Raw genomic sequence first — 21,448 nt, 5'->3', positions numbered from 1 at the left:
AGTGTGATAAGGGGGGCGCCCGGATCGAGTGGGGGCTCGTTCCGGGGCGACAGGCGCCCGGACGTCGCACACGCCCATGAACATGAGCAAGCCATGTCCTGGGGGGATGTGCGTACGGTGGAGAACTGGCGAGAAGACGCCCTACCGGGGCAGACCCATGACCCGCACGAGGTGACGGTCCAGCTCGACGGCGCGGGCCGGCTGCTGGGCGAGATGATCGCCGCGGGCAAGCTGCCCGGCGAAGCGGGCGCGGGTCCCGACCCGGGCGGCGACAAGGAAGTCCCCGTCTTCGTCGACGACTCGGGACGGCGCAGCCGCACGTTCCGACGGTTCGGTGTGGCCGTGGGCCTGGCCTGCGCGGTGTACGCGGTGGTCATCGTGGCCACGCTGCTGTCGGGGAACTCCAGCGCGCCCTGGCTGCCCGGACTCTCCGAGGACCAGAAGTCCGCGGACACGGTCGACACCCAGACGGAGCTGCCCGCGGACTCCGCGTCGCCCACCACGTCGACCGGCGCCACCCCGGACCCGAGCGCCTCCGGCACGGCGTCCGGCGCCGCCGCTTCGCCCGGCGCGAGCACCTCGCCGTCGGCGGGCGCCACGGACGACCAGGGCAAGCCCACCAGTGGCGCCACCGGATCGGGCAGGCCCACCGGCGGCACGACCACGAAGCCGGCCGACCCGACGACACCCGCGGGCGGCACGACCACGAAGCCGGCCGACCCGACGACACCCGCGGACCCGGACCCGACGACCACGCCGCCCGTCGACCCGCCCCCCGAGGGCACCACCTCGGGCGGCGGCGGCACGGACACCGTGGCCGACGGCACGTCCGCGCACCTTCCGGACGGACAGGGCACGGGCGCAGAACCGTCGGCGTCGTCCGTGGCGTCGTAGAGGGAGCGGTCCCACCCGCTCCGTGCGGCGCCGCCGACGCCCCGTCCTCAGCCGTGACCCGAGACCGGGCCCCGGCTCCGGCCCCCGGCCCTTGCCCCCGGCCCGGGGGCTTTCGTCCCCTCCCCGTGAAGCAGCGTTCCGTAGAGATGAGCGACCTGTAGAGATGTCCCACCGCTCCCGTCCCCGGCAGTCCAGGGCCGCGGCCCGCGCGCGCAAGCGCCGGCTGCCCCTGCGCTATCTCCTGCCCTCGCTGCTGCTCGTCGCCATGATCGCGATGCTCATGCTCCGCGGCTACGTGCACAGCGAGATCATGGCCGACCACCGGATCCGCCCGGAGGCCGCCACCGACCAGGTCCCCGAGAAGATCCTCGACGGCGGCCCGGTCATCGACACCCGGGGCGGCCAGGAGACGAGCCGCTCCATAGCCGACCACAAGCTGGTGCTCACCTTCGACGACGGGCCCGACCCGGAGTGGACCCCGAAGGTCCTCGACGTGCTCAAGGCGCACCACGCCCACGCCGTCTTCTTCGTCACCGGCACCATGGCCTCGCGCTACCCCGATCTCGTGCACCGCATGGTCGCCGAGGGCCACGAGGTGGGGCTGCACACCTTCAACCACCCCGACCTCTCCTACCAGTCGCAGAACCGCATCGACTGGGAGCTCTCGCAGAACCAGCTCGCCCTGGAGGGCGCGGCCGGCGTGCGCACCTCCCTGTTCCGGCCGCCGTACTCGTCGTTCGCCGACGCCATGGACGACAAGTCATGGCCGGTCACGAAGTACATCGGCTCACGCGGCTACATCACGGTCGTCAACAACACCGACAGCGAGGACTGGAAGCGCCCCGGCGTCGACGAGATCATCCGCCGGGCCACCCCGCACGGCGGCAAGGGCGCCATCGTCCTGATGCACGACTCCGGCGGCAACCGCTCGCAGACCGTCGCGGCCCTCGACCGCTTCCTGCCCGAACTGCAGGAGCAGGGCTACAAGTTCCAGAACCTCACCGAGGCCCTCGGCATGCCCAGCGCCCACACGCCCGTCACGGGCCTGGAGCTGTGGAAGGGCAAGGCGTGGGTCTACGCGGTCGCGGCCTCCGACGACGTCACCGGCGTGCTGGTCGTCGGGCTCGCCGTCATCGGCGTCCTCGTCATGGGCCGCTTCGGCCTGATGCTGCTGCTCTCCGGAATCCACGCCCGGCGGGTGCGCCGCAAGAACTTCGCCTGGGGGCCGCCGGTCAGAGAGCCGGTCTCGGTCCTCGTCCCGGCCTACAACGAGGCCAAGTGCATCGAGAACACCGTCCGTTCCCTGATGGCGAGCGAGCACCCCGTCGAGATCATCGTCATCGACGACGGCTCGACGGACGGCACGGCCCGCATCGTGGAGAACCTGCGGCTGCCGAACGTCCGGGTGGTGCGCCAGCACAACGCGGGCAAGCCCGCCGCGCTCAACAGGGGCCTGGCCAACGCCCGGTACGACCTGATCGTGATGATGGACGGCGACACCGTCTTCGAGCCGGCGACGGTGCGCGAACTGGTCCAGCCGTTCGGCGACCCGCGCGTGGGCGCGGTCGCGGGCAACGCGAAGGTGGGCAACCGGGACTCGCTGATCGGCGCCTGGCAGCACATCGAGTACGTGATGGGCTTCAACCTCGACCGCCGCATGTACGACATCCTGCGCTGCATGCCCACGATCCCGGGCGCCGTCGGAGCCTTCCGCCGCTCGGCCCTTGAGCGCATCGGCGGCATGAGCGACGACACGCTCGCCGAGGACACCGACGTCACCATGGCGCTGCACCGCGACGGCTGGCGCGTCGTCTACGCGGAGAAGGCACGCGCCTGGACCGAGGCCCCGGAGTCCGTCCAGCAGCTGTGGTCGCAGCGCTACCGCTGGTCGTACGGGACCATGCAGGCCATCTGGAAGCACCGCCGCGCCGTGATCGAGCGCGGCCCCTCCGGCCGCTTCGGCCGGGTCGGCCTGCCGCTGGTCTCGCTCTTCATGGTCCTGGCGCCGCTGCTCGCGCCGCTCATCGACATCTTCCTGATCTACGGGGTGGTGTTCGGCCCCACCGAGAAGACGGTCGGCGCCTGGTTCGGCGTCCTCGCGATCCAGGCGGTCTGCGCGGCGTACGCCTTCCGCCTCGACAAGGAGAAGATGACGCACCTCATCTCGCTCCCCCTGCAACAGCTCCTCTACCGACAGTTGATGTACGTGGTGCTCCTCCAGTCGTGGATCACCGCACTCACCGGAGGCCGTCTGCGCTGGCAGAAGCTGCGCCGTACCGGGGCGCTCGGTTCCGCCCCGGGCGGTCTGCCGCGCCAGCGCACGTCCTCGGTGTCCGGCGGCGACAGGAGGCCGGTGGCATGACCTACCCCAGGGAACCCTCAGGACAGGGCGGTTGGTTCGACGGGTCCGAGCGGCCCGCGCGCCGTGAGTCCGACTGGCGGCGCACGGCGGAGGGCACGGACGACGCCGGCTGGCCGGTCGCCGGTGGCGCGCCCGTGGCCGATTCCGGCCGGCCCGCCGCCGGGCCGTCCGTGGCCGATTCCGGCTGGCCGGCGGCGCCCGCCCCGGCCCCGGCGCCCGATCCCACGCCGATGACCACGCGGCTCGCCCAGATCCCGCACCAGCAGGACGGCACCAGGCCGTTGCCCCACATACCTGAGGCCCTGGAGACACCGGAGCCCGCGCCGGCGCCGGCGGCGCAGCCCCAGCCGAAGAAGCCCGGCCGTGACCGCTATCTGGACCTGTTGCGCTCACTCGCGCTGGTCCGTGTCGTCGTCTACCACCTCTTCGGGTGGGCCTGGCTGACCGTCCTCTTCCCGTCCATGGGCGTGATGTTCGCGCTCGCCGGGTCGCTGATGGCGCGCTCGCTCAGCCGCCCCGCGCTCGGTGTCATCCGCGGTCGCATCCGCCGGCTGCTGCCGCCCATGTGGGCGTTCAGCGCGGCGGTGCTCGCGCTGATGTTCCTGGGTGGCTGGAACCCGGGCAAGGACCCGGACAACGGCGGCACATGGGGCTGGATCAGCCTCTTCAACTACCTGGTGCCGGTCGGCGCGCCCAGTTTCCCCTGGCACCTCGGCTCCCAGTCGGGCCTCCTGGAGGACACCTGGCCCGCCCAGGCCGCCGGCCCGCTGTGGTACCTGCGCGCCTACATGTGGTTCGTGATCGCCTCGCCGCTGCTGCTGAAGGCGTTCCGCAAGGTGCCGTGGCTGACGCTGCTCGCCCCGCTCGGCCTGACCGCGATCGTCGGCACCGGCGTGGTCACCATCCCCGGCGAGACGGGCAACGCGGTCACCGACTTCGCCGTCTACGGAAGCTGCTGGGTGCTCGGGTTCGCGCACCACGAGGGCAAGCTGAAGGAGATCCCGCGCTATCTCGCGGTGTCCTGCTCGGCGATCGTCATGGGCTTCGGACTGTGGTGGGCCTCGGGCCATCTCGGCCCGGACGGCTGGGACCTGAACGACATCCCGCTGGCCCAGGCCGCCTGGTCCTTCGGGTTCGTGGTGATCCTGCTCCAGTACTCGCCGTCCTGGCAGGAGCTGCCCGGCAGACTCGCCCGGTGGGACAAGCTCGTCACGCTCTCCAACAACCGGGCCGTGACGATCTACCTGTGGCACAACATGCTGATCATGGCCACGGTGCCGATCATCGACCTCGCGTACGACCTCCCGTTCATGGAGGACCCGCGGTGGAGCAGCGCGCTCGACTCGACGTACATGCTGTGGATGTTCGTGCTCGTGTGGCCGCTGATCGCGCTGTCCATCCTGGGCACCGGCTGGATCGAGGACCTCGCCGCCAAGCGCTCGCCGCGGCTGTGGCCCGACGGCGCGCGGAAGAAGCGGGGGCGCAAGTAAGGGCTTGTGTCCGGAGCTTCCCTCCGGGTTGACTGGTTCGCACGGGGAAACGGGGAAACGGGGAGCCGGGAACGGGGACGGGCAGCCATGACACAGCCGCCGCAGGACGGGCAGGGCCAGGGGTACGGATACGGGTACGGCGGGCAGCAGCCGCCGCCCGGACAGCCGCAGCAGCCACCGCAGCAGCCGCCGCAGACCGGCCCGTACGGGGCGCCGGGCCCCTACGGTTCGCCGCCCGCGCCCGGCCCGTACGGCGGCACGGACAACCCGTACGCGGGTGGTGCGCCGCAGCCCCAACAGCCCCAGCAACCGCAACAGCCGCCCGCGTACGGCTACGGCCAGCAGAGCGCGCAGCAGCCGTACGGTCAGCAGCCGTACGGCCAACAGCCGTCTCCTTACGGCCAGTTCCCGCCGCCCCCGAACCAGACGCCGGGCGGCGGCAAGAAGAAGGCCGTGCTGATCGCCGCGGCGGTCGTGGTCGTCGCCGCGCTCGCGGGCGGCGGCATCATGCTGGGCACCCTCGGCGACGACGGCAAGGACGACAAGCCGGTCGCCAAGGAGAGCAGCGTTGTGGCGACGGACAGCGGGAGCCCGTCCGTCGACGAGAGCGTCGCGGAGTCGGACGACCCCGCCACCGAGGAGCCGACCGCCGACGAGACCACCGACGGGCCGAGCGAGCGCCCCGCGGGCGACACCGGCTACCAGGGCCAGTGGCAGAACGAGAAGGCACAGACCCTCACCATCGGCGCCAAGATGACCTCGGGCAGCGCGAAGGGGAAGTACAGCGTCTCCTACATCGACGCCGGCGGTAAGGGCATCTGCAGCGGCATCGGCCAGACCATGAGCGGCGACCGCTTCCGGATCGCGGTGTCCTGCGGCGGCAAGGACACCGGCGACAAGGTCTTCGCGGCGAACCTGACGCAGGCCTCCGACGTCGTCACCCTCACCTGGGACAAGGGCGGTACCGTCAAGCTGCCGTGGATCGGCGGATGATCCGCCTGGGCGAACTCGTGGCCTGAGCCTCACCACCGGCTCCCGGGGCGGGTGAGAGCAACGTTCCAGGGCGGTCACTCCACGCCACGTTCCGGAAATTTGGCCTCCCTACCTTCGGTCGCATCAGCCGCACACCGCGACCTGGAGGCGTCAGATGGCCGGCCGGAGCTGGATCGAACAGTGGGACCCCGAGGACGAGACCTTCTGGGAGGAAACCGGCGCCAAGGTCGCCCGGCGGAATCTCGCCTTCTCCATCCTGTCCGAGCACATCGGGTTCTCGATCTGGAGCCTGTGGTCGGTCATGGTCCTGTTCATGGGCCCCGAGTACGGCATCGACCCGGCGGGGAAGTTCTTCCTCGTCTCGATGGCCACCCTCGTCGGGGCCTTCGCCCGCGTCCCCTACACCTTCGCGGTCGCGGTCTTCGGCGGCCGCAACTGGACGATCGTCTCGGCGAGCATGCTGCTCGTGCCGTCGGTCGCGGCGTTCGTCGTGATGGAGCCGGGCACCTCGTACAGCACGTTCATGGTGTGCGCCGCGCTCACCGGCGTCGGCGGCGGCAACTTCGCCTCCTCCATGACGAACATCAACTCCTTCTACCCGCTGCGCAAGAAGGGCTGGGCGCTCGGTCTGAACGCGGGCGGCGGCAACATCGGCGTGCCCGTCGTGCAGCTCGTCGCGCTCGCCGTGATCGGGGCGAGCGGCGGCCCGCGCGTGCTGCTCGGCATCTACATCCCGCTGATCGTCGTCGCGGCGGTGCTCTCGGCGCTGTTCATGAACAACCTGGCCACCGTCAAGAACGACACCGGCGCCGCCCTGGAGGCCGTGAAGGACGGCCACACCTGGATCATGGCGTTCCTCTACATCGGCACGTTCGGCTCGTTCATCGGCTACTCGTTCGCCTTCGGGCTCGTGCTCCAGACCCAGTTCGGCCGGACGCCGCTGCAGGCGGCCTCGATCACCTTCATCGGCCCGCTGCTCGGCTCCCTGATCCGCCCGGTCGGCGGCAAGCTCGCGGACCGCTTCGGCGGCGCCCGCATCACGCTGTGGAACTTCGTGGCGATGGCGGTCGCCACGGGCGTGGTCGCGCTGGCCTCGGTGCAGAAGTCGCTGCCGCTGTTCACGGTCGCGTTCATCGTCGTGTTCGTGCTCAGCGGCCTCGGCAACGGGTCGACGTACAAGATGATCCCGGGCATCTTCCAGGCCAAGGCCGTGAACATGGGGCTCGCGGGGGAGGAGGCGGCCGCGTACGGGCGCCGGCTCTCCGGGGCCTCGATGGGACTGATCGGCGCGGTCGGCGCGCTCGGCGGCCTCGGCATCAACCTGGCCTTCCGGCAGTCCTTCCAGACGGCGGGCACCGGCACCGGCGCCTTCGTCGCCTTCCTCGTCTTCTACGCGGTGTGCTTCGTGGTGACCTGGTCCGTATACCTTCGCCGCTCGGCCTCCCGCACGGTGGCGACCCCCACCGCGGAGGCGAAGCCGCAGCTCAGCTACGCCGAGGTGTGAGAGACGTCCCCGTAACACGTACGCAATCACGTGGATCCGGGTCTGTCACGGGGCGTTGACAGGCTCGGACGACGCCACGCCTGCATCGATGGGGTGTGGCGGGTACGGGACGACCGTCGAGCGGGACGAGAACCAGCATGTACGACGAACAGCAGACCGCCGGGGCCGCGCGGCCACCGGCGCACGGTCCGCTAGCGGGCTTCACCGTCGGCGTGACCGCCGCGCGGCGGGCCGACGAACTGGGCGCGCTGCTCCAGCGGCGCGGTGCGTCCGTGCTGCACGCGCCCGCACTGCGGATCGTGCCGCTCGCCGACGACAGCGAACTCCTCGCGGCGACCAAGGAGTTGATCGACCACGCGCCCGACGTCGTGGTCGCGACGACCGCGATCGGGTTCCGCGGCTGGGTGGAGGCGGCGGAGGGCTGGGGGCTCGGCGAGGCGCTGCTCGCCCGGCTCGGCAGCGTCGAACTCCTCGCCCGCGGGCCCAAGGTGAAGGGCGCGATCCGCGCGGCGGGCCTCACCGAGGACTGGTCGCCGTCGTCCGAGTCGATGGCGGAGGTCCTGGACCGGCTCCTCACGGAGGGGGTCGAGGGGCGCCGCGTCGCCATCCAGCTGCACGGCGATCCGCTGCCCGGCTTCGTGGAGGCGCTGAAGGAGGCGGGCGCCGAGGTGGTCGGCGTGCCCGTCTACCGCTGGATGCCGCCCGAGGACATAGGGCCGGTGGACCGCCTCCTGGACGCGACGGTCGCGCGGGGCCTGGACGCGCTGACGTTCACCTCGGCCCCCGCGGCGGCGTCCCTGCTGGCCCGCGCCGAGGAGCGCGGCCTGCTGCCGGAACTGCTGTCCGCCCTGCACCACGACGTCGTGCCCGCCTGCGTGGGCCCGGTCACCGCGCTGCCGCTGCAGGCCCGCGGCATCGACACGGTGCAGCCCGAGCGCTTCCGGCTCGGCCCGCTGGTGCAGCTGCTCTGCCTCGAACTGCCCGCCCGCGCACGGACGTTGCCGATAGCGGGGCACCGGGTGGAGATCCGCGGGCACGCCGTCCTGGTCGACGGCGCGCTGCGCCCCGTACCGCCCGCCGGCATGTCCCTGCTGCGCGCCCTGGCCCGCCGGCCCGGCTGGGTGGTGTCCCGCGCGGAGCTGCTGCGCGCGCTGCCCGGCGCGGGCCGCGACGAGCACGCGGTGGAGACGGCGATGGCCCGTCTCCGCTCGACGCTCGGCGTGCCCAAGCTGATCCAGACGGTGGTGAAGCGGGGGTACCGGCTGGCGCTCGACCCGTCGGCGGACACCAAGTACGCGGACCTGTAGGGGGTTTCGCGCCCCGGCCGGTGACCGCGTCCAGCCGCCGCGGTCATCGGCCGGGGCGCGCGGCGCCCGCGGGCTGCCCGACACGGGGGAAGTGCCCGGGGCGCGCGGCCCGCGTGCGGGCCCACACCGCCAGAGCGCGGGCCAGACAGCCCAGGGACACCGTGCACAGCACCGCCCGCACCACGTTCCACGCCACCCACGGCCCCTCGAAGTCGGCGCGCACCCGGGCCGGGTCGGCGATCCGGGCCGGGTCGCCCGCGCGGGCCAGCGCGTCGTTCAGCGGCACGTTCACCCCCGAGGTGAGCACGAACGCGGCGACGTACGCGGCGAACGCCACCCACACCCAGGTGCGCAGCGCCCGCTCGCGCCGGGTCCGCCAGGCGAGCACGCCGGTGAGCAGCAGCGCCCCGACGAAGCTCAGGAAGAACACCGGGTTCTGGATCACGTCGTTGATGTTCTGCATCACCTCGATGTACGTACGGTCGTCGCTGCGCGCCAGCGCGGGCATCACGGCGCACCCGAAGACGTAGAAGGAGCCGGCGGCAAGCCCCACGGCCACGGTCGCCGCACCCATCACGAACCCGTCGAACCGCTGCGAAGAAGTCATGGCCTCAGTCAAGCCGCGGCCCCGCCCGCCGGACATCGGTGAGCCGCGCACCCCCATAAGCGAGCGTCCACGGCGGCCTCGTACCGTACGGACATGCTGATCGCCCCGGACATCGAAGTGCGCCGCGCCACCGCGGACGACGCCCAGGCCCTCGCCGACGCCGTGATCCGAAACAAGGAGCATCTGCGCGCGACGGAGCCCTACCGTGCGCCCGACTACTACACGGCGAAGGCGCAGGAGGCCCGGATCACCGCGGAGAACGCGGTGGTCTGGCTGCTGTTCGAGGGGGAGCGGGTGGTCGGCCGGGTCGAGCTCACCGGCATCGTCATGGGTCCGCTGTGCGGCGCGAGCGTCGGCTACTGGGTCGACGGCGACTACCGGGGGCGCGGGCTGATCCCCGCCGCGGTCGAGGAGATCGTCCGCGAGGCCCGCGACGATCTCGGACTGCACCGCCTGGAGGCCGGCACCCTCGTCGACAACACGGCCTCGCAGCGGGTGCTCGCCAAGTGCGGCTTCGAGCGGTTCGGGCTCGCGCCCAAGTACCTCCACATCAACGGCGCGTGGCGCGACCACGTCCTCTTCCAGCGCCTGCTGCACGACGATGCTCCCCGGCACATTCCCAAGTAGGAGCGGGACGGGCACTGTAGAGGACATGGCAGCAGTACCCACAGGGTCCCCCCACCCCTCACTGCAAGAGCTGCGGTTCGACTCCGGACGCCTCTGCCTGGACCTGGTCGCCACCGCACATCCCGTCGAACGCCTCACGTCCCCCGACCGGCTGCGCGCCTGGCTGGCCGGGGCCGGCCTGCTCCCGCCCGGCTCCGACGTGCGGGTTCCGCCCGGCTGGCTCGCCGCCTTCCACGAACTGCGCGGCCACATCGGCCAGTTGGTCCGCGGCGAGCTGGCCGGACGCCCCGCTCACGCCGCCCTGGAACGCGTCAACCTCCTCGCCCGCGCCGCCCCGCCCGCCCCCTGCGCGGTCCGCACCTCCGAGGGCACCCTGGTCCGCTCCCTGTACGCGGAACCCGGCTGCCCGGCCCTGCTCGCGGCCGTCGCCCGCGACACGGTCGACCTGCTGACCGACCCCGCGGCGCGCGGCGCCCTGCGCCAGTGCGAGGGTGACAACTGCCCGATCATCTATCTCGACACCTCGCGCGGCAGGCGCCGCCGCTGGTGCTCCAGCGAGGTCTGCGGCAACCGGGAGCGGGTGGCGAGACACCGGCGCAGGGCGGCTCTCGCCAGGGCTTGAGCGCATCCGTGGAACGTTGAGCCAACTCCCTTTGAACAAACGCGCGTTCGTCTGCGTATCACCGTCGTGAGCCCAGCCACAGGACATCACCGAACTGGGGACACCGGAGGTAGGCGTGCGCAAGGATTCCGCCGTGGCCGATGAACGCCCGCCCCGGGCCCGACATCGAGCGCCGCGGCCCCCGGAGCCCGACGAGGAGCTGATGCGCGCGCTCTACGCCGAGCATGCGCGGCCCCTGCTCGCCTACGTGCTACGGCTCGTGGCGGGGGACCGGCAGCGCGCCGAGGACGTCGTGCAGGAGACCCTCATCCGTGCCTGGAAGAACGCCGGTCAGCTCAACCGTGCGACCGGTTCGGTACGCCCCTGGCTGGTGACGGTCGCCCGGCGCATCGTCATCGACGGTCACCGCAGCCGGCAGGCCCGGCCGCAGGAGGTCGATCCGTCGCCGCTGGAGGTCATCCCCGCGGAGGACGAGATCGACAAGGCGCTGTGGCTGATGACGCTGTCCGATGCCCTGGAGGACCTGACCCCCGCACACCGTGAAGTACTGGTCGAGACGTACTTCAAAGGGCGTACCGTCAATGAGGCGGCCGAGACGCTCGGCATCCCCAGCGGCACGGTGCGCTCACGGGTGTTCTACGCCCTGCGCTCGATGAAGCTGGCGCTGGAGGAGCGGGGGGTGACGGCATGACGTACAGGAACGGGGACCAGTCGGCCGGCGATGTGCACGAGACGGTCGGCGCCTACGCGCTGGGCATTCTGGACGACGCCGAGGCCACCGCCTTCGAGGCGCACCTGGCCGGGTGCGACCTCTGCGCGCGGCAGCTGGAGGAGTTCGCGGGCATGGAGCCGATGCTCGCCGCCCTCGCCGATCTGCCGGCCGAGCGCGGCAACCCGGTCGTCGGCGCCTCGCTGGCCGCCCGGCCGAGCCCGCGCCTCGCGGACACCCTCGTCGAGGAGGTCACCCGCACCCGCGGCCGCAAGCGCCGCAGGAGCCTGTATCTGGTGGCCGCGGCGGCCGCGCTGATCATCGGCGGCCCGCTGACGGTGATGGCGGCGACCGACGACGGCTCGAACACCACCGGCACGATGGCCGGCATGGGCCCCGCCGAGCAGGCCTTCCAGCACATCTCCGACAAGGTGGCGGCGACGGACACCACCACGAACGTCAGCGCGACGGTCGGCATGGAGAAGAAGGCGTGGGGCACCCACACGGTCCTTGAGCTGAAGAACGTCAAGGGCCCGCTCAAGTGCTCACTGATCGCGGTCGGCAAGAACGGCGAGCGCGAGACGGTGACCACGTGGGCCGTCCCGAAGTGGGGTTACGGCATCCCGGACAGCCCGCACAAGAGCGCCGAGTACCCCCTGTACGTGCACGGGGGCGCCGCCTTCGAGCGCAATCAGATCGACCGCTTCGAGGTGGAGACGCTCGACGGCAGGCGGCTCGTGGAGGTGAACGTCTGAGTCCTGTCGTGGGACAGGCCGAGCCGTGACCTTTTCTACGTAGCTTCCCCGGGCCCCTTTCGCGTACCTTTGACGGCTGCCCAGCACGTCAGAAGGGGGCCCGGTGGCCGCTCAGGCTCAGCACAATTCAGCGGTGGACTCGGACAGCATGAGTGCGGACTCCGTTCGTGACCGTGAGGTCGGCGTCGAACAGCAGCACCTCGACGCCGTCTACCGCCGCCTGGAGGAGAAGATCCACGAGGCCGAGTTCCTCATGGACGACGCCGCCAAGCGCGGTCAGGTCGGCACTCCCGGCGCACTCGCCGAGCGCGACGCCCAGGTGTTCCGCGCGGGAATCCACCTCAACCGCCTCAACAACGAGTTCGAGGACTTCCTGTTCGGCCGGATCGACCTGCTGCTCGGCAAGGACGGCAAGAAGGGCCCCGACGGCGCGTACACCGCCGTGGAGCCGGCCGAGGGAGCCGTCCGCGAGGACAACACGGCCGACATCGCCGAGACCCTGCACATCGGCCGCATCGGCGTCCTGGACGCCGACTACGCGCCGCTGGTCATCGACTGGCGGGCGCCCGCGGCCGCGCCCTTCTACCGTTCCACGCCGGTGGACCCGGGCCGTGTCGTGCGCCGTCGCGTCATCCGCTCCAAGGGCCGCAAGGTGCTCGGCGTCGAGGACGATCTGATGCGCCCCGAGCTGACCGCGTTCCTGGACGGCGAGGCGCTGCCCGCGATCGGTGACGGCGCGCTGATGGCCGCCCTGGGTCAGGCCCGCAGCCACTCGATGCGCGACATCGTGGCGTCCATCCAGGCCGAGCAGGACCTGGTCATCCGGGCCCCCGCCGCCTCGGTGACGTACGTGGAGGGCGGCCCCGGCACCGGCAAGACGGCCGTCGCCCTGCACCGCGCCGCCTACCTGCTCTACCAGGACCGCCGCCGGTACGCGGGCGGCATCCTGATCGTCTCCCCGACCCCGCTGCTCGTCGCCTACACGGAGGGCGTGCTGCCGTCGCTCGGCGAGGAGGGGCAGGTCGCGATCCGCGCGGTCGGCTCCTTGGTCGACGGCGCGGAGGCCACGGAGTACGACAGCCCGGCCGTCGCCCGTGTGAAGGGCTCGTCGCGGATGCTGAAGGTGCTGCGCAAGGCGGCGCGGGGGGCACTGGAAACCTCCGCGGGCCCGGCTCCGGCGCCCGCCGCCGACGGACAGCTCGCGTTCGGCGAGGAGGAGGCCCCGGCCGGTGGCACGGGTGGCACCCCGAACCGGCTGCGTGTCGTCGCCTTCGGCCGCCGCCTGGAGCTCGACGCGGGCCAGCTCAACCGCATCCGGCAGAACGCCCTGAGCGGCACCGCCCCGGTCAACCACCTGCGCCCGCGCGCCCGCCGTCTCCTGCTCGACGCGCTGTACGCCCAGTCCGGCGCGGCGGGCCGGCACACGGACCCCGAGCTGGCGGCCGAGCTGCGGGCCTCCTTCGACGAGGACATCACGACGGAGGACGCGTTCATCGCGTTCCTCGACGCGTGGTGGCCGGAGCTGACGCCGCGCGGGGTGCTCGCCGCGATGGCCGACGAGAAGCGCCTGGGCCGCTGGGCCCGGCGCATCCTGAACCCGGGCGAGGTCCGCAAGGTCGCCAGGTCCCTGAAGCGGGAGGCGTACTCGGTCCACGACATCGCCCTGCTCGACGAGCTGAACGCCGTCCTCGGCGCCCCGGCCCGCCCGAAGAGGAAGCGCGAGTACGACCCGCTGGACCAGCTCACCGGGCTCGAGGAGCTGATGCCGCAGCGCGAGGAGACCCAGTACGAGCGCGCCGAGCGGCTGGCCCAGGAACGTACCGAGTACGCGCACGTCATCGTCGACGAGGCGCAGGACCTCACCCCCATGCAGTGGCGCATGGTGGGCCGCCGCGGCCGGCACGCGACGTGGACGATCGTCGGTGACCCGGCGCAGTCCTCCTGGTCGACGCCGGACGAGGCGGCCGAGGCCCGCGACGAGGCCCTCGGCACCCGCCCGCGCCGCCGCTTCGAGCTGACGGTCAACTACCGCAACCCGTCCGAGATCGCGGACCTGGCCGCCAAGGTGCTGGCGCTCGCGATGCCGGGCTCCACGTCCCCGTCGGCGGTTCGCTCGACGGGCGTGGAGCCGCGCTTCACGGTGGTGCGCGACAGGCTGGGCGACACCGTCCGCGAGGAGGCCGCCCGGCTTCTGGAGCGGGTCGACGGCACGGTCGGTGTCGTCGTGGCGATGAACCGGCGCGGGGAGGCGGCCCGTTGGCTGTCCGGGCTCGGCGACCGCGTCGTCGCGCTCGGCTCGCTGGAGGCCAAGGGCCTGGAGTACGACGCCACGATCGTGGTCTCCCCGGCGGAGATCGCGGACGAGTCCCCGGCCGGTCTGCGCGTCCTCTACGTCGCCCTGACCCGGGCCACCCAGCAGCTCACGGTCGTCTCGTCGGACCGTGACGAACCGGACGCCGAGGGAGTGCCGGACCTGCTGCGCGACTGACCCTTGTCTCCGTAGTTCTCGGTGTTACCGTTGATGACGGCACCGGCTCGATCCAAGCCCCCGGGCCCAACCTTCGTCCCTTAGAGGGACCACTTGCCGCGAGGCGAGCATGGCGGGTCGGTGTCATAGACGTTCGAGAGAGACCCACGTCACGGAAGTGACGTGGGTCTCTTTCTGTTGGGGGTCCCGGTTGAGGTAACTTCTCGTATGGTGGAACTCAGTTTCCAAAAGCGAGATGAACGTAAGGTTCAAAATCCGATGCGGCTACCACGTACTCGACGGTAGGTGCGACGATCGGACAGCAATAGCTACGTGAAAGCAGAGGAAGTCGGCCATGGCAACGGCGCCCAGCGTCTCCTACTCGATGACGGTCCGGCTGGAGGTGCCCGCGAGCGGAACGGCCGTTTCGCAGCTCACCACCGCCGTGGAGTCCTCCGGCGGCTCGGTGACCGGCCTCGACGTCACCGCTTCCGGCCACGAGAAGCTCCGTATCGACGTCACCATCGCGGCCACGTCGACCTCCCACGCCGACGAGATCGTCGAGAAGCTCCGCGGCATCGAGGGCGTCACGCTCGGCAAGGTCTCCGACCGTACGTTCCTGATGCACCTCGGCGGCAAGATCGAGATGCAGTCCAAGCACCCCATCCGCAACCGTGACGACCTGTCCATGGTCTACACGCCGGGTGTGGCCCGCGTCTGCATGGCGATCGCCGAGAACCCCGAGGACGCCCGCCGCCTGACCATCAAGCGGAACACGGTTGCGGTCGTGACGGACGGCTCCGCCGTCCTCGGCCTGGGCAACATCGGCCCGATGGCGGCCATGCCGGTCATGGAGGGCAAGGCGGCCCTCTTCAAGCGCTTCGCCGACATCGACGCCTGGCCGATCTGCCTGGACACCCAGGACACCGACGCCATCGTCGAGATCGTCAAGGCGATCGCCCCCGGCTTCGCGGGCATCAACCTGGAGGACATCTCCGCGCCGCGCTGCTTCGAGATCGAGGCCCGGCTGCGCGAGGCCCTCGACATCCCCGTCTTCCACGACGACCAGCACGGCACGGCGATCGTCGTCCTCGCCGCCCTCATGAACGCACTTCGCGTCGCGGGCAAGGCAATTGGCGACATCCGGGTCGTCATGTCGGGCGCCGGCGCGGCCGGTACCGCCATCCTCAAGCTGCTGCTCGCCGCGGGCGTCAAGAACGCCGTCGTGGCGGACATCCACGGCGTCGTGCACGCCGACCGCGAGGACCTGGTGAACGCCGACAGCGAGTCGCCGCTGCGCTGGATCGCCGACAACACCAACCCGGAGAGCCTGACCGGCACGCTCAAGGAGGCCGTCGTCGGCGCGGACGTCTTCATCGGCGTCTCGGCCCCGAACGTCCTGAACGGCGACGACGTCGCGGCGATGGCCGAAGGTGCGATCGTGTTCGCGCTCGCGAACCCGGACCCGGAGGTCGACCCGGCGGTCGCCCGCCAGTCGGCGGCCGTCGTGGCCACGGGCCGCTCGGACTTCCCGAACCAGATCAACAACGTGCTGGTCTTCCCGGGCGTCTTCCGAGGCCTGCTCGACGCCCAGTCGCGCACCGTGAACACCGACATGATGCTGGCCGCGGCCACGGCCCTGGCGAACGTCGTCGGTGAGGACGAGCTCAACCCGAACTACATCATCCCCAGCGTCTTCAACGACAAGGTCGCGGGCGCCGTGGCGGGCGCCGTGCGCGACGCGGCGAAGGCCTTGTCGGCGGGCCCGGCCGGGGCTGGTGGGCAGTAATCGATCGACGCAGATGTGCGTGCACAGCCTCGCGTCTCCGGCAGGGTCCGCCGCAAGGCCTCGGGCGAGCCGGGGCCGCTGTGACGGGCGCCACGACCGCCTGAGGAACGGCGCGTCGCGGAATGCGGGGCCCTTGCGGGCCCTCTAGGGTGGCCGGGAAGCAGGCCCCCCCGACCCGCCCGGTCCCAGGGCGGTGGCGCTTTCCGTGTGACCCCCACGGGTGCCGGATTGGCTTTACCGCCGCTGGTGGGGGCAGGATGCGTCTTCGGGCGCGAGGGTTCGGACGACGGACCCGGGTCCTGGGCCTGACCGAGACCCTGGCAGCATCGGCTTCGTTGTTGCCCAACATGCGGCTTCGCGCCGCGTGGCACACGCCTCAACGGCAAGAAGAACACGGGAGTACAAACATGAACCGCAGTGAGCTGGTGGCCGCGCTGGCCGACCGCGCCGAGGTGACCCGCAAGGACGCCGACGCCGTGCTGGCCGCGTTCGCCGAGACCGTCGGCGAGATCGTTGCCAAGGGCGACGAGAAGGTCACCATCCCCGGCTTCCTGACCTTCGAGCGCACGCACCGTGCCGCTCGCACCGCTCGTAACCCGCAGACCGGCGAGCCGATCAACATCCCGGCCGGTTACAGCGTCAAGGTCTCCGCGGGCTCCAAGCTCAAGGAAGCCGCCAAGGGCAAGTAAGTCTTCGGCGATCTTGCGGCGGGCGGTCATCCGGGGTTCCGGGTGGCCGCCCGCCGGCGTTTTGGGGTGCGTGGTCGGGTGCGGCTCCGGTGGGACTTCTCGCGCAGCGCATGCCTCAGGGGCGCGGGGAACTGCGCGACCAGCCCCCACCGGCCCGCAGACGGCCGTGAAAGCTTCCGTGGCAGCCCAGGAGCCGCCCGTACGCCGATGGGGGCCACCCGGAAGATCCGGGTGGCCCCCATCGACGTAGAGCCAGGGAGAGCGAGCTGCGGCTAGCCGAGCGCCTTGCCCGGGAGTTCCACCTTGGCGCCGAGTTCCACGAGCTTCTCCATGAAGTTCTCGTAGCCCCGGTTGATCAGGTCGATGCCGTGCACCCGGGACGTGCCCTGCGCCGCCAGCGCCGCGATCAGGTACGAGAAGCCGCCGCGCAGGTCGGGGATGACCAGGTCGGCGCCCTCCAGCTTGGTCGGTCCCGAGACGACCGCGGAGTGCAGGAAGTTGCGCTGGCCGAAGCGGCAGTCGGAGCCGCCCAGGCACTCGCGGTAGAGCTGGATGTGCGCGCCCATCTGGTTGAGCGCGGAGGTGAAGCCGAGGCGCGACTCGTAGACCGTCTCGTGGATGATCGAGAGGCCCGTGGCCTGCGTCAGGGCGACGACCAGCGGCTGCTGCCAGTCGGTCTGGAAGCCCGGGTGGACGTCCGTCTCCAGCGCGATGGACTTCAGCTGGCCGCCGGGGTGCCAGAAGCGGATGCCCTCGTCGTCGATCTCGAAGGCGCCGCCGACCTTCCGGTACGTGTTGAGGAACGTCATCATCGAGCGCTGCTGGGCGCCGCGTACGTAGATGTTGCCCTCGGTGGCGAGCGCCGCGGACGCCCAGGAGGCCGCCTCCAGGCGGTCCGGCAGGGCGCGGTGCGTGTAGCCGCCGAGCTTGTCGACACCGGTGATGCGGATGGTGCGGTCGGTGTCCATCGCGATGATCGCGCCCATTTTCTGCAGGACGCAGATCAGGTCCTCGATCTCCGGCTCCACGGCCGCGTTCGAGAGCTCCGTGACGCCCTCGGCGAGGACGGCCGTGAGCAGGACCTGCTCGGTGGCGCCCACGGAGGGGTAGGGCAGCGCGATCTTCGTGCCGCGCAGCCGCTGCGGGGCCTCCAGGTACTGGCCGTCCGCGCGCTTCTCGATGGTCGCGCCGAACTGCCGGAGCACCTCGAAGTGGAAGTCGATCGGCCGGCCGCCGATGTCGCAGCCGCCGAGGCCCGGGATGAACGCGTGCCCGAGGCGGTGCAGGAGCGGGCCGCACAGCAGGATCGGGATCCGGGACGAACCGGCGTGCGCGTCGATGTCCGCGACGTTCGCCGACTCCACGTGCGAGGGGTCCATCACCAGCTCGCCCGGCTCCTCGCCGGGGCGGACCGTCACGCCGTGCAGCTGCAGCAGGCCGCGTACGACACGGACGTCACGGATGTCCGGGACATTGCGCAGCCGGCTCGGAGCGCTGCCGAGCAGCGCGGCGACCATGGCCTTGGGCACGAGGTTCTTCGCGCCGCGGACACGGATCTCGCCCTCCAGCGGGGTTCCGCCGTGGACAAGCAGTACATCGTCGGTGACGGTCATGAATCTCGCGTTCCGATGAGGTGGGCAGGGGGCCAAGGGACAAGGGTAAGGGCCTCCCGCCCCTGTTTCGTAAGGCCGAGGACCGGCCGAACCGTCATGACTTCGCTACAACACGAACCGTTCCGAATCGGACACATGGGGTGACGGCCGGGGTGTGCGCGCCCCTTCCGCTTCCACGCGCGCCGACCTGCATGCATACGGGACTTGCGCTTGCCTCCCCGCGCGGCGGGCAGATGCGGGATCATGTCTGGCATGACCGAGGTGTCCTCGCTCACAGGGCGGCTGCTCGTGGCCACACCCGCCCTCGCGGACCCGAATTTCGACCGGGCGGTCGTGCTGCTCCTCGACCACGACGAGGAGGGCTCGCTCGGCGTCGTCCTCAACCGGCCCACGCCGGTGGACGTCGGCGACATCCTGGAGGGCTGGGGCGAGCTCGCCGGCGAGCCAGGTGTCGTCTTCCAGGGCGGTCCCGTCTCGCTCGACTCGGCGCTCGGCATCGCGGTGATCCCCGGTGAGGACGGGCCCCTGGGGTGGCGCCGGGTGCACGGCGCGATCGGTCTCGTCGATCTGGAAACCCCGCCGGAGCTGCTCGCCGCGGCCCTCGGGTCCTTGCGGATCTTCGCCGGTTACTCGGGCTGGGGCCCGGGCCAGCTGGAGGACGAGCTGACCGAGGGGGCCTGGTACGTCGTGGAGTCCGAGCCGGGGGACGTCTCGTCCACCCGGCCCGAGGGCCTGTGGCGGGCCGTGCTGCGGCGCCAGCGCAGCGAGCTGGCGATGGTGGCGACGTACCCGGACGACCCCTCGCTCAACTGAGGCCCCCGATCCGCCCATGTCTTCGGGGTGAACGGCCCGTGCCAGGACGCCATGGCCTTAAGTACCCTTGGCGGTTATGAGCACTCTTGAGCCCGAGCGCGGGACAGGTACGGGGACCCTCGTAGAGCCGACGCCGCAGACGTCGCACGGCGACGGCGATCACGAGCGCTTCGCCCACTATGTCCAGAAGGACAAGATCATGGCGAGCGCGCTGGACGGCACGCCTGTCGTCGCGCTCTGCGGCAAGGTGTGGGTGCCGGGCCGTGACCCGAAGAAGTATCCCGTCTGTCCCATGTGCAAGGAGATCTACGAGTCCATGGGCGCGGGCGGGGACAAGGACAAGGGCGGCAAGGACGGCGGCAAGAAGTAGCCGCTCCTCACGACTTCCGCCGTCCTGAGAGGCCCCCGGCGGTGCGGTGACGCACGCCGGGGGCCTCTGCGCTGCGCGCACACCGTTTGCGACCCGACGCTCCGACTCAATGCTCCGACTCAATGCTCTGACTCGACGCTCTGACTCGAACCGGACTGGAAGGGCCCGACATCGATGGATCTGATTCCGGCACCTCGGCACGTGACACCGGGCGAGGGACACCTCGTCCTCGGCGACGACACCGGCATCGCGGCGGGCGCGGGCACCGAGGACACCGCCCGCTGGCTGCGCGCCACGCTCGGCGCGGCGACCGGGCTCGCGCTCGCGCCCAAGGACGCGGGCGCCCGCGACGTCGTACGGCTGGCGGTGAGCGAGGGCCTGGAGCCCGAGGCGTATCGGCTCCGGGTCACCGCCGACGGCGTCACCGTCGAGGGCGGCGCTCCGGCCGGGGTCTTCTGGGGCGCCCAGACGCTGCGCCAGTTGCTCGGCCCCGACGCGTACCGCAGGGCGCCGCTCCCCGGGCGCGACGCATGGCGGCTGCCGCTGGTGGAGATCGAGGACGCGCCGCGGTTCCGCTGGCGGGGCATGATGCTCGACGTCGCCCGGCACTTCATGCCGAAGGAGGGCGTGCTGCGCTATCTCGACCTGCTCGCCGCCCACAAGCTCAACGTCTTCCACTTCCACCTCACCGACGACCAGGGCTGGCGCGTCGAGATCCGGCGGTACCCGAAGCTCACCCAGGACGGGTCCTGGCGCTCGCGCACCAAGTACGGGCACCGGGCCTCGGAGTTGTGGGAGGACAAGCCGCACGGCGGCTTCTACACGCAGGACGACATCCGCGAGATCGTCGCCTACGCACACGCCCGGCACATCGCCGTCGTCCCCGAGATCGACATCCCCGGCCACTCGCAGGCCGCCATCCACGCGTACCCCGAACTCGGCAACACCGACGTCGTCGACACCTCCGCCCTCCCCGTCTGGGACACCTGGGGCGTCAATCCGAACGTCCTCGCCCCCACCGACGCCACCCTGCGCTTCTACGAAGGTGTCTTCGAGGAACTCCTGGAGCTGTTCCCCTCCACCTTCATCCACGTAGGAGGGGACGAGTGCCCGAAGGACCAGTGGAAGCAGTCACCGACGGCCCAGGCCCGTATCAAGGAACTCGGGTTGGCCGACGAGGACGAGCTCCAGTCCTGGTTCATCCGGCACTTCGACACCTGGCTGAGTGAGCGCGGGCGCCGGCTCGTCGGCTGGGACGAGATCCTCGAAGGCGGCCTGGCCCCCGGGGCGACGGTCTCGTCCTGGCGCGGCTACGGCGGCGGGATCACCGCGGCGCGGGCCGGCCACGACGTCGTCATGTGTCCGGAACAGCAGGTCTACTTGGACCACCGGCAGGCCGCGGGACCCGACGAACCCGTCCCCATCGGGTTCGTCCGCACCCTGGAGGACGTCTACCGCTTCGAACCGGTTCCGCCGCAGCTCACCGTGGACGAGGCCCGGCATGTCATCGGCACCCAGGCCAACGTCTGGACCGAGGTCATGGAGAACGACCGGCGCGTCGACTACCAGGCGTTCCCCCGGCTTTCGGCCTTCTGCGAAGTGGCCTGGAGCGAGCTGCCCGCCCCCGCCGAGCGCGACTGGGCGGACTTCGAGCGCCGAATGAACGCCCACTACCGGCGACTTGACGCACTGGGCGTCGACTACCGTCCGCCGAGTGGCCCGTTGCCGTGGCAGAAGCGCCCCGGGGTTCTCGGACGCCCGATCGAAGGGGCGCCCCCGAACGTGTGAGCCGGGCCGGACACCGCGTGTCCCGGCCGCGGGGGGGGGGGGGGGGGGG

At 71.4% G+C, this 21,448-nt stretch carries 18 protein-coding genes; 16 read left to right on the top strand and 2 right to left on the bottom strand.

The genetic code is table 11. From position 1 onward, the window contains the following. The first annotated feature begins 93 nt into the window (after window positions 1–93). From J3486_RS40820 to J3486_RS40795, 6 genes are all read left to right on the top strand, one after another. Window positions 94–894, top strand: a complete 801-nt coding sequence (locus J3486_RS40820) for a hypothetical protein (RefSeq protein ID WP_207829153.1) — start codon at window positions 94–96, stop codon at window positions 892–894. A 163-nt stretch (window positions 895–1,057) separates the two neighbouring features. Then, window positions 1,058–3,256: a glycosyltransferase gene (locus J3486_RS40815; RefSeq protein ID WP_207829151.1), complete on the top strand. Its 2,199-nt coding sequence runs from the start codon at window positions 1,058–1,060 to the stop codon at window positions 3,254–3,256. Next, a complete protein-coding gene (locus J3486_RS40810; protein WP_229379406.1) occupies window positions 3,253–4,746 on the top strand; it encodes an acyltransferase in 1,494 nt (497 codons plus the stop codon). Before J3486_RS40815 ends, J3486_RS40810 begins: the two co-directional genes overlap by 4 nt. Before the next feature lie 87 nt (window positions 4,747–4,833). Then, a complete protein-coding gene (locus J3486_RS40805) occupies window positions 4,834–5,739 on the top strand; it encodes a hypothetical protein (protein ID WP_207829150.1) in 906 nt (301 codons plus the stop codon). 154 nt (window positions 5,740–5,893) lie between these two features. After that, window positions 5,894–7,243, top strand: a complete 1,350-nt coding sequence (locus tag J3486_RS40800) for a NarK/NasA family nitrate transporter (protein ID WP_207829149.1) — start codon at window positions 5,894–5,896, stop codon at window positions 7,241–7,243. Between the two features lie 137 nt (window positions 7,244–7,380). Then, window positions 7,381–8,550, top strand: coding sequence for a uroporphyrinogen-III synthase (locus tag J3486_RS40795; protein ID WP_207829148.1), 1,170 nt, complete (start codon window positions 7,381–7,383; stop codon window positions 8,548–8,550). Between the two features lie 43 nt (window positions 8,551–8,593). Here the strand turns inward: J3486_RS40795 and J3486_RS40790 are convergent, their stop codons facing one another. After that, window positions 8,594–9,157: a DUF1772 domain-containing protein gene (locus J3486_RS40790; protein WP_229379405.1), complete on the bottom strand. Its 564-nt coding sequence runs from the start codon at window positions 9,155–9,157 to the stop codon at window positions 8,594–8,596. A 93-nt stretch (window positions 9,158–9,250) separates the two neighbouring features. On the opposite strand from J3486_RS40790, the gene J3486_RS40785 reads away from it, so the two are divergent. From J3486_RS40785 to J3486_RS40755, 7 genes are all read left to right on the top strand, one after another. Then, complete coding sequence (locus J3486_RS40785; protein WP_207829146.1) at window positions 9,251–9,784, top strand: GNAT family N-acetyltransferase; 534 nt, start codon at window positions 9,251–9,253, stop codon at window positions 9,782–9,784. Window positions 9,785–9,809: 25 nt separating this feature from the next. Continuing rightward, window positions 9,810–10,406 carry an ABATE domain-containing protein gene (locus J3486_RS40780; RefSeq protein ID WP_207829145.1) on the top strand — a complete coding sequence of 199 codons (597 nt, stop codon included), beginning with the start codon at window positions 9,810–9,812 and terminating at the stop codon, window positions 10,404–10,406. A 115-nt stretch (window positions 10,407–10,521) separates the two neighbouring features. Then, window positions 10,522–11,097 (top strand): sigma-70 family RNA polymerase sigma factor, encoded by a 576-nt coding sequence (locus J3486_RS40775; RefSeq protein WP_207829144.1) that lies wholly within the window; start codon window positions 10,522–10,524, stop codon window positions 11,095–11,097. Beyond that, window positions 11,094–11,870 (top strand): anti-sigma factor, encoded by a 777-nt coding sequence (locus J3486_RS40770; RefSeq protein ID WP_207829143.1) that lies wholly within the window; start codon window positions 11,094–11,096, stop codon window positions 11,868–11,870. The genes J3486_RS40775 and J3486_RS40770 overlap by 4 nt, the downstream gene beginning before the upstream one ends. 103 nt (window positions 11,871–11,973) lie before the next feature. Next, a complete protein-coding gene (locus J3486_RS40765) occupies window positions 11,974–14,358 on the top strand; it encodes a UvrD-helicase domain-containing protein (RefSeq protein ID WP_207829141.1) in 2,385 nt (794 codons plus the stop codon). A gap of 334 nt (window positions 14,359–14,692) precedes the next feature. Next, the gene (locus J3486_RS40760; RefSeq protein ID WP_207829139.1) at window positions 14,693–16,126 is read left to right on the top strand and encodes an NAD-dependent malic enzyme; all 1,434 of its coding nucleotides are present in this window, start codon (window positions 14,693–14,695) and stop codon (window positions 16,124–16,126) included. Window positions 16,127–16,533: 407 nt separating this feature from the next. Beyond that, on the top strand, window positions 16,534–16,815 hold the full coding sequence (locus J3486_RS40755; RefSeq protein WP_016645140.1) for an HU family DNA-binding protein: 282 nt from the start codon (window positions 16,534–16,536) through the stop codon (window positions 16,813–16,815). Window positions 16,816–17,087: 272 nt separating this feature from the next. Here the strand turns inward: J3486_RS40755 and murA are convergent, their stop codons facing one another. Next, window positions 17,088–18,428, bottom strand: coding sequence for a UDP-N-acetylglucosamine 1-carboxyvinyltransferase (gene murA / locus J3486_RS40750; protein WP_207829138.1), 1,341 nt, complete (start codon window positions 18,426–18,428; stop codon window positions 17,088–17,090). Between the two features lie 252 nt (window positions 18,429–18,680). Between murA and J3486_RS40745 the strand changes: the two genes are divergently transcribed. The 3 genes from J3486_RS40745 to J3486_RS40735 all read left to right on the top strand — a co-directional run bounded on the left by J3486_RS40745 (window position 18,681) and on the right by J3486_RS40735 (window position 21,399). Beyond that, window positions 18,681–19,241 (top strand): YqgE/AlgH family protein, encoded by a 561-nt coding sequence (locus J3486_RS40745; RefSeq protein WP_207829137.1) that lies wholly within the window; start codon window positions 18,681–18,683, stop codon window positions 19,239–19,241. Between the two features lie 76 nt (window positions 19,242–19,317). Beyond that, the gene (locus J3486_RS40740) at window positions 19,318–19,611 is read left to right on the top strand and encodes a DUF3039 domain-containing protein (RefSeq protein ID WP_207829136.1); all 294 of its coding nucleotides are present in this window, start codon (window positions 19,318–19,320) and stop codon (window positions 19,609–19,611) included. Window positions 19,612–19,785: 174 nt separating this feature from the next. Continuing rightward, a complete protein-coding gene (locus J3486_RS40735; RefSeq protein ID WP_207829135.1) occupies window positions 19,786–21,399 on the top strand; it encodes a beta-N-acetylhexosaminidase in 1,614 nt (537 codons plus the stop codon). The last annotated feature ends 49 nt before the right edge of the window (window positions 21,400–21,448 follow it).

This window comes from Streptomyces sp. VRA16 Mangrove soil (assembly GCF_017377775.1).
Taxonomy (GTDB): domain Bacteria; phylum Actinomycetota; class Actinomycetes; order Streptomycetales; family Streptomycetaceae; genus Streptomyces.
Note: the sequence above shows the minus strand (reverse complement) of the source record. Positions and strands in the feature narration are given on the sequence as shown.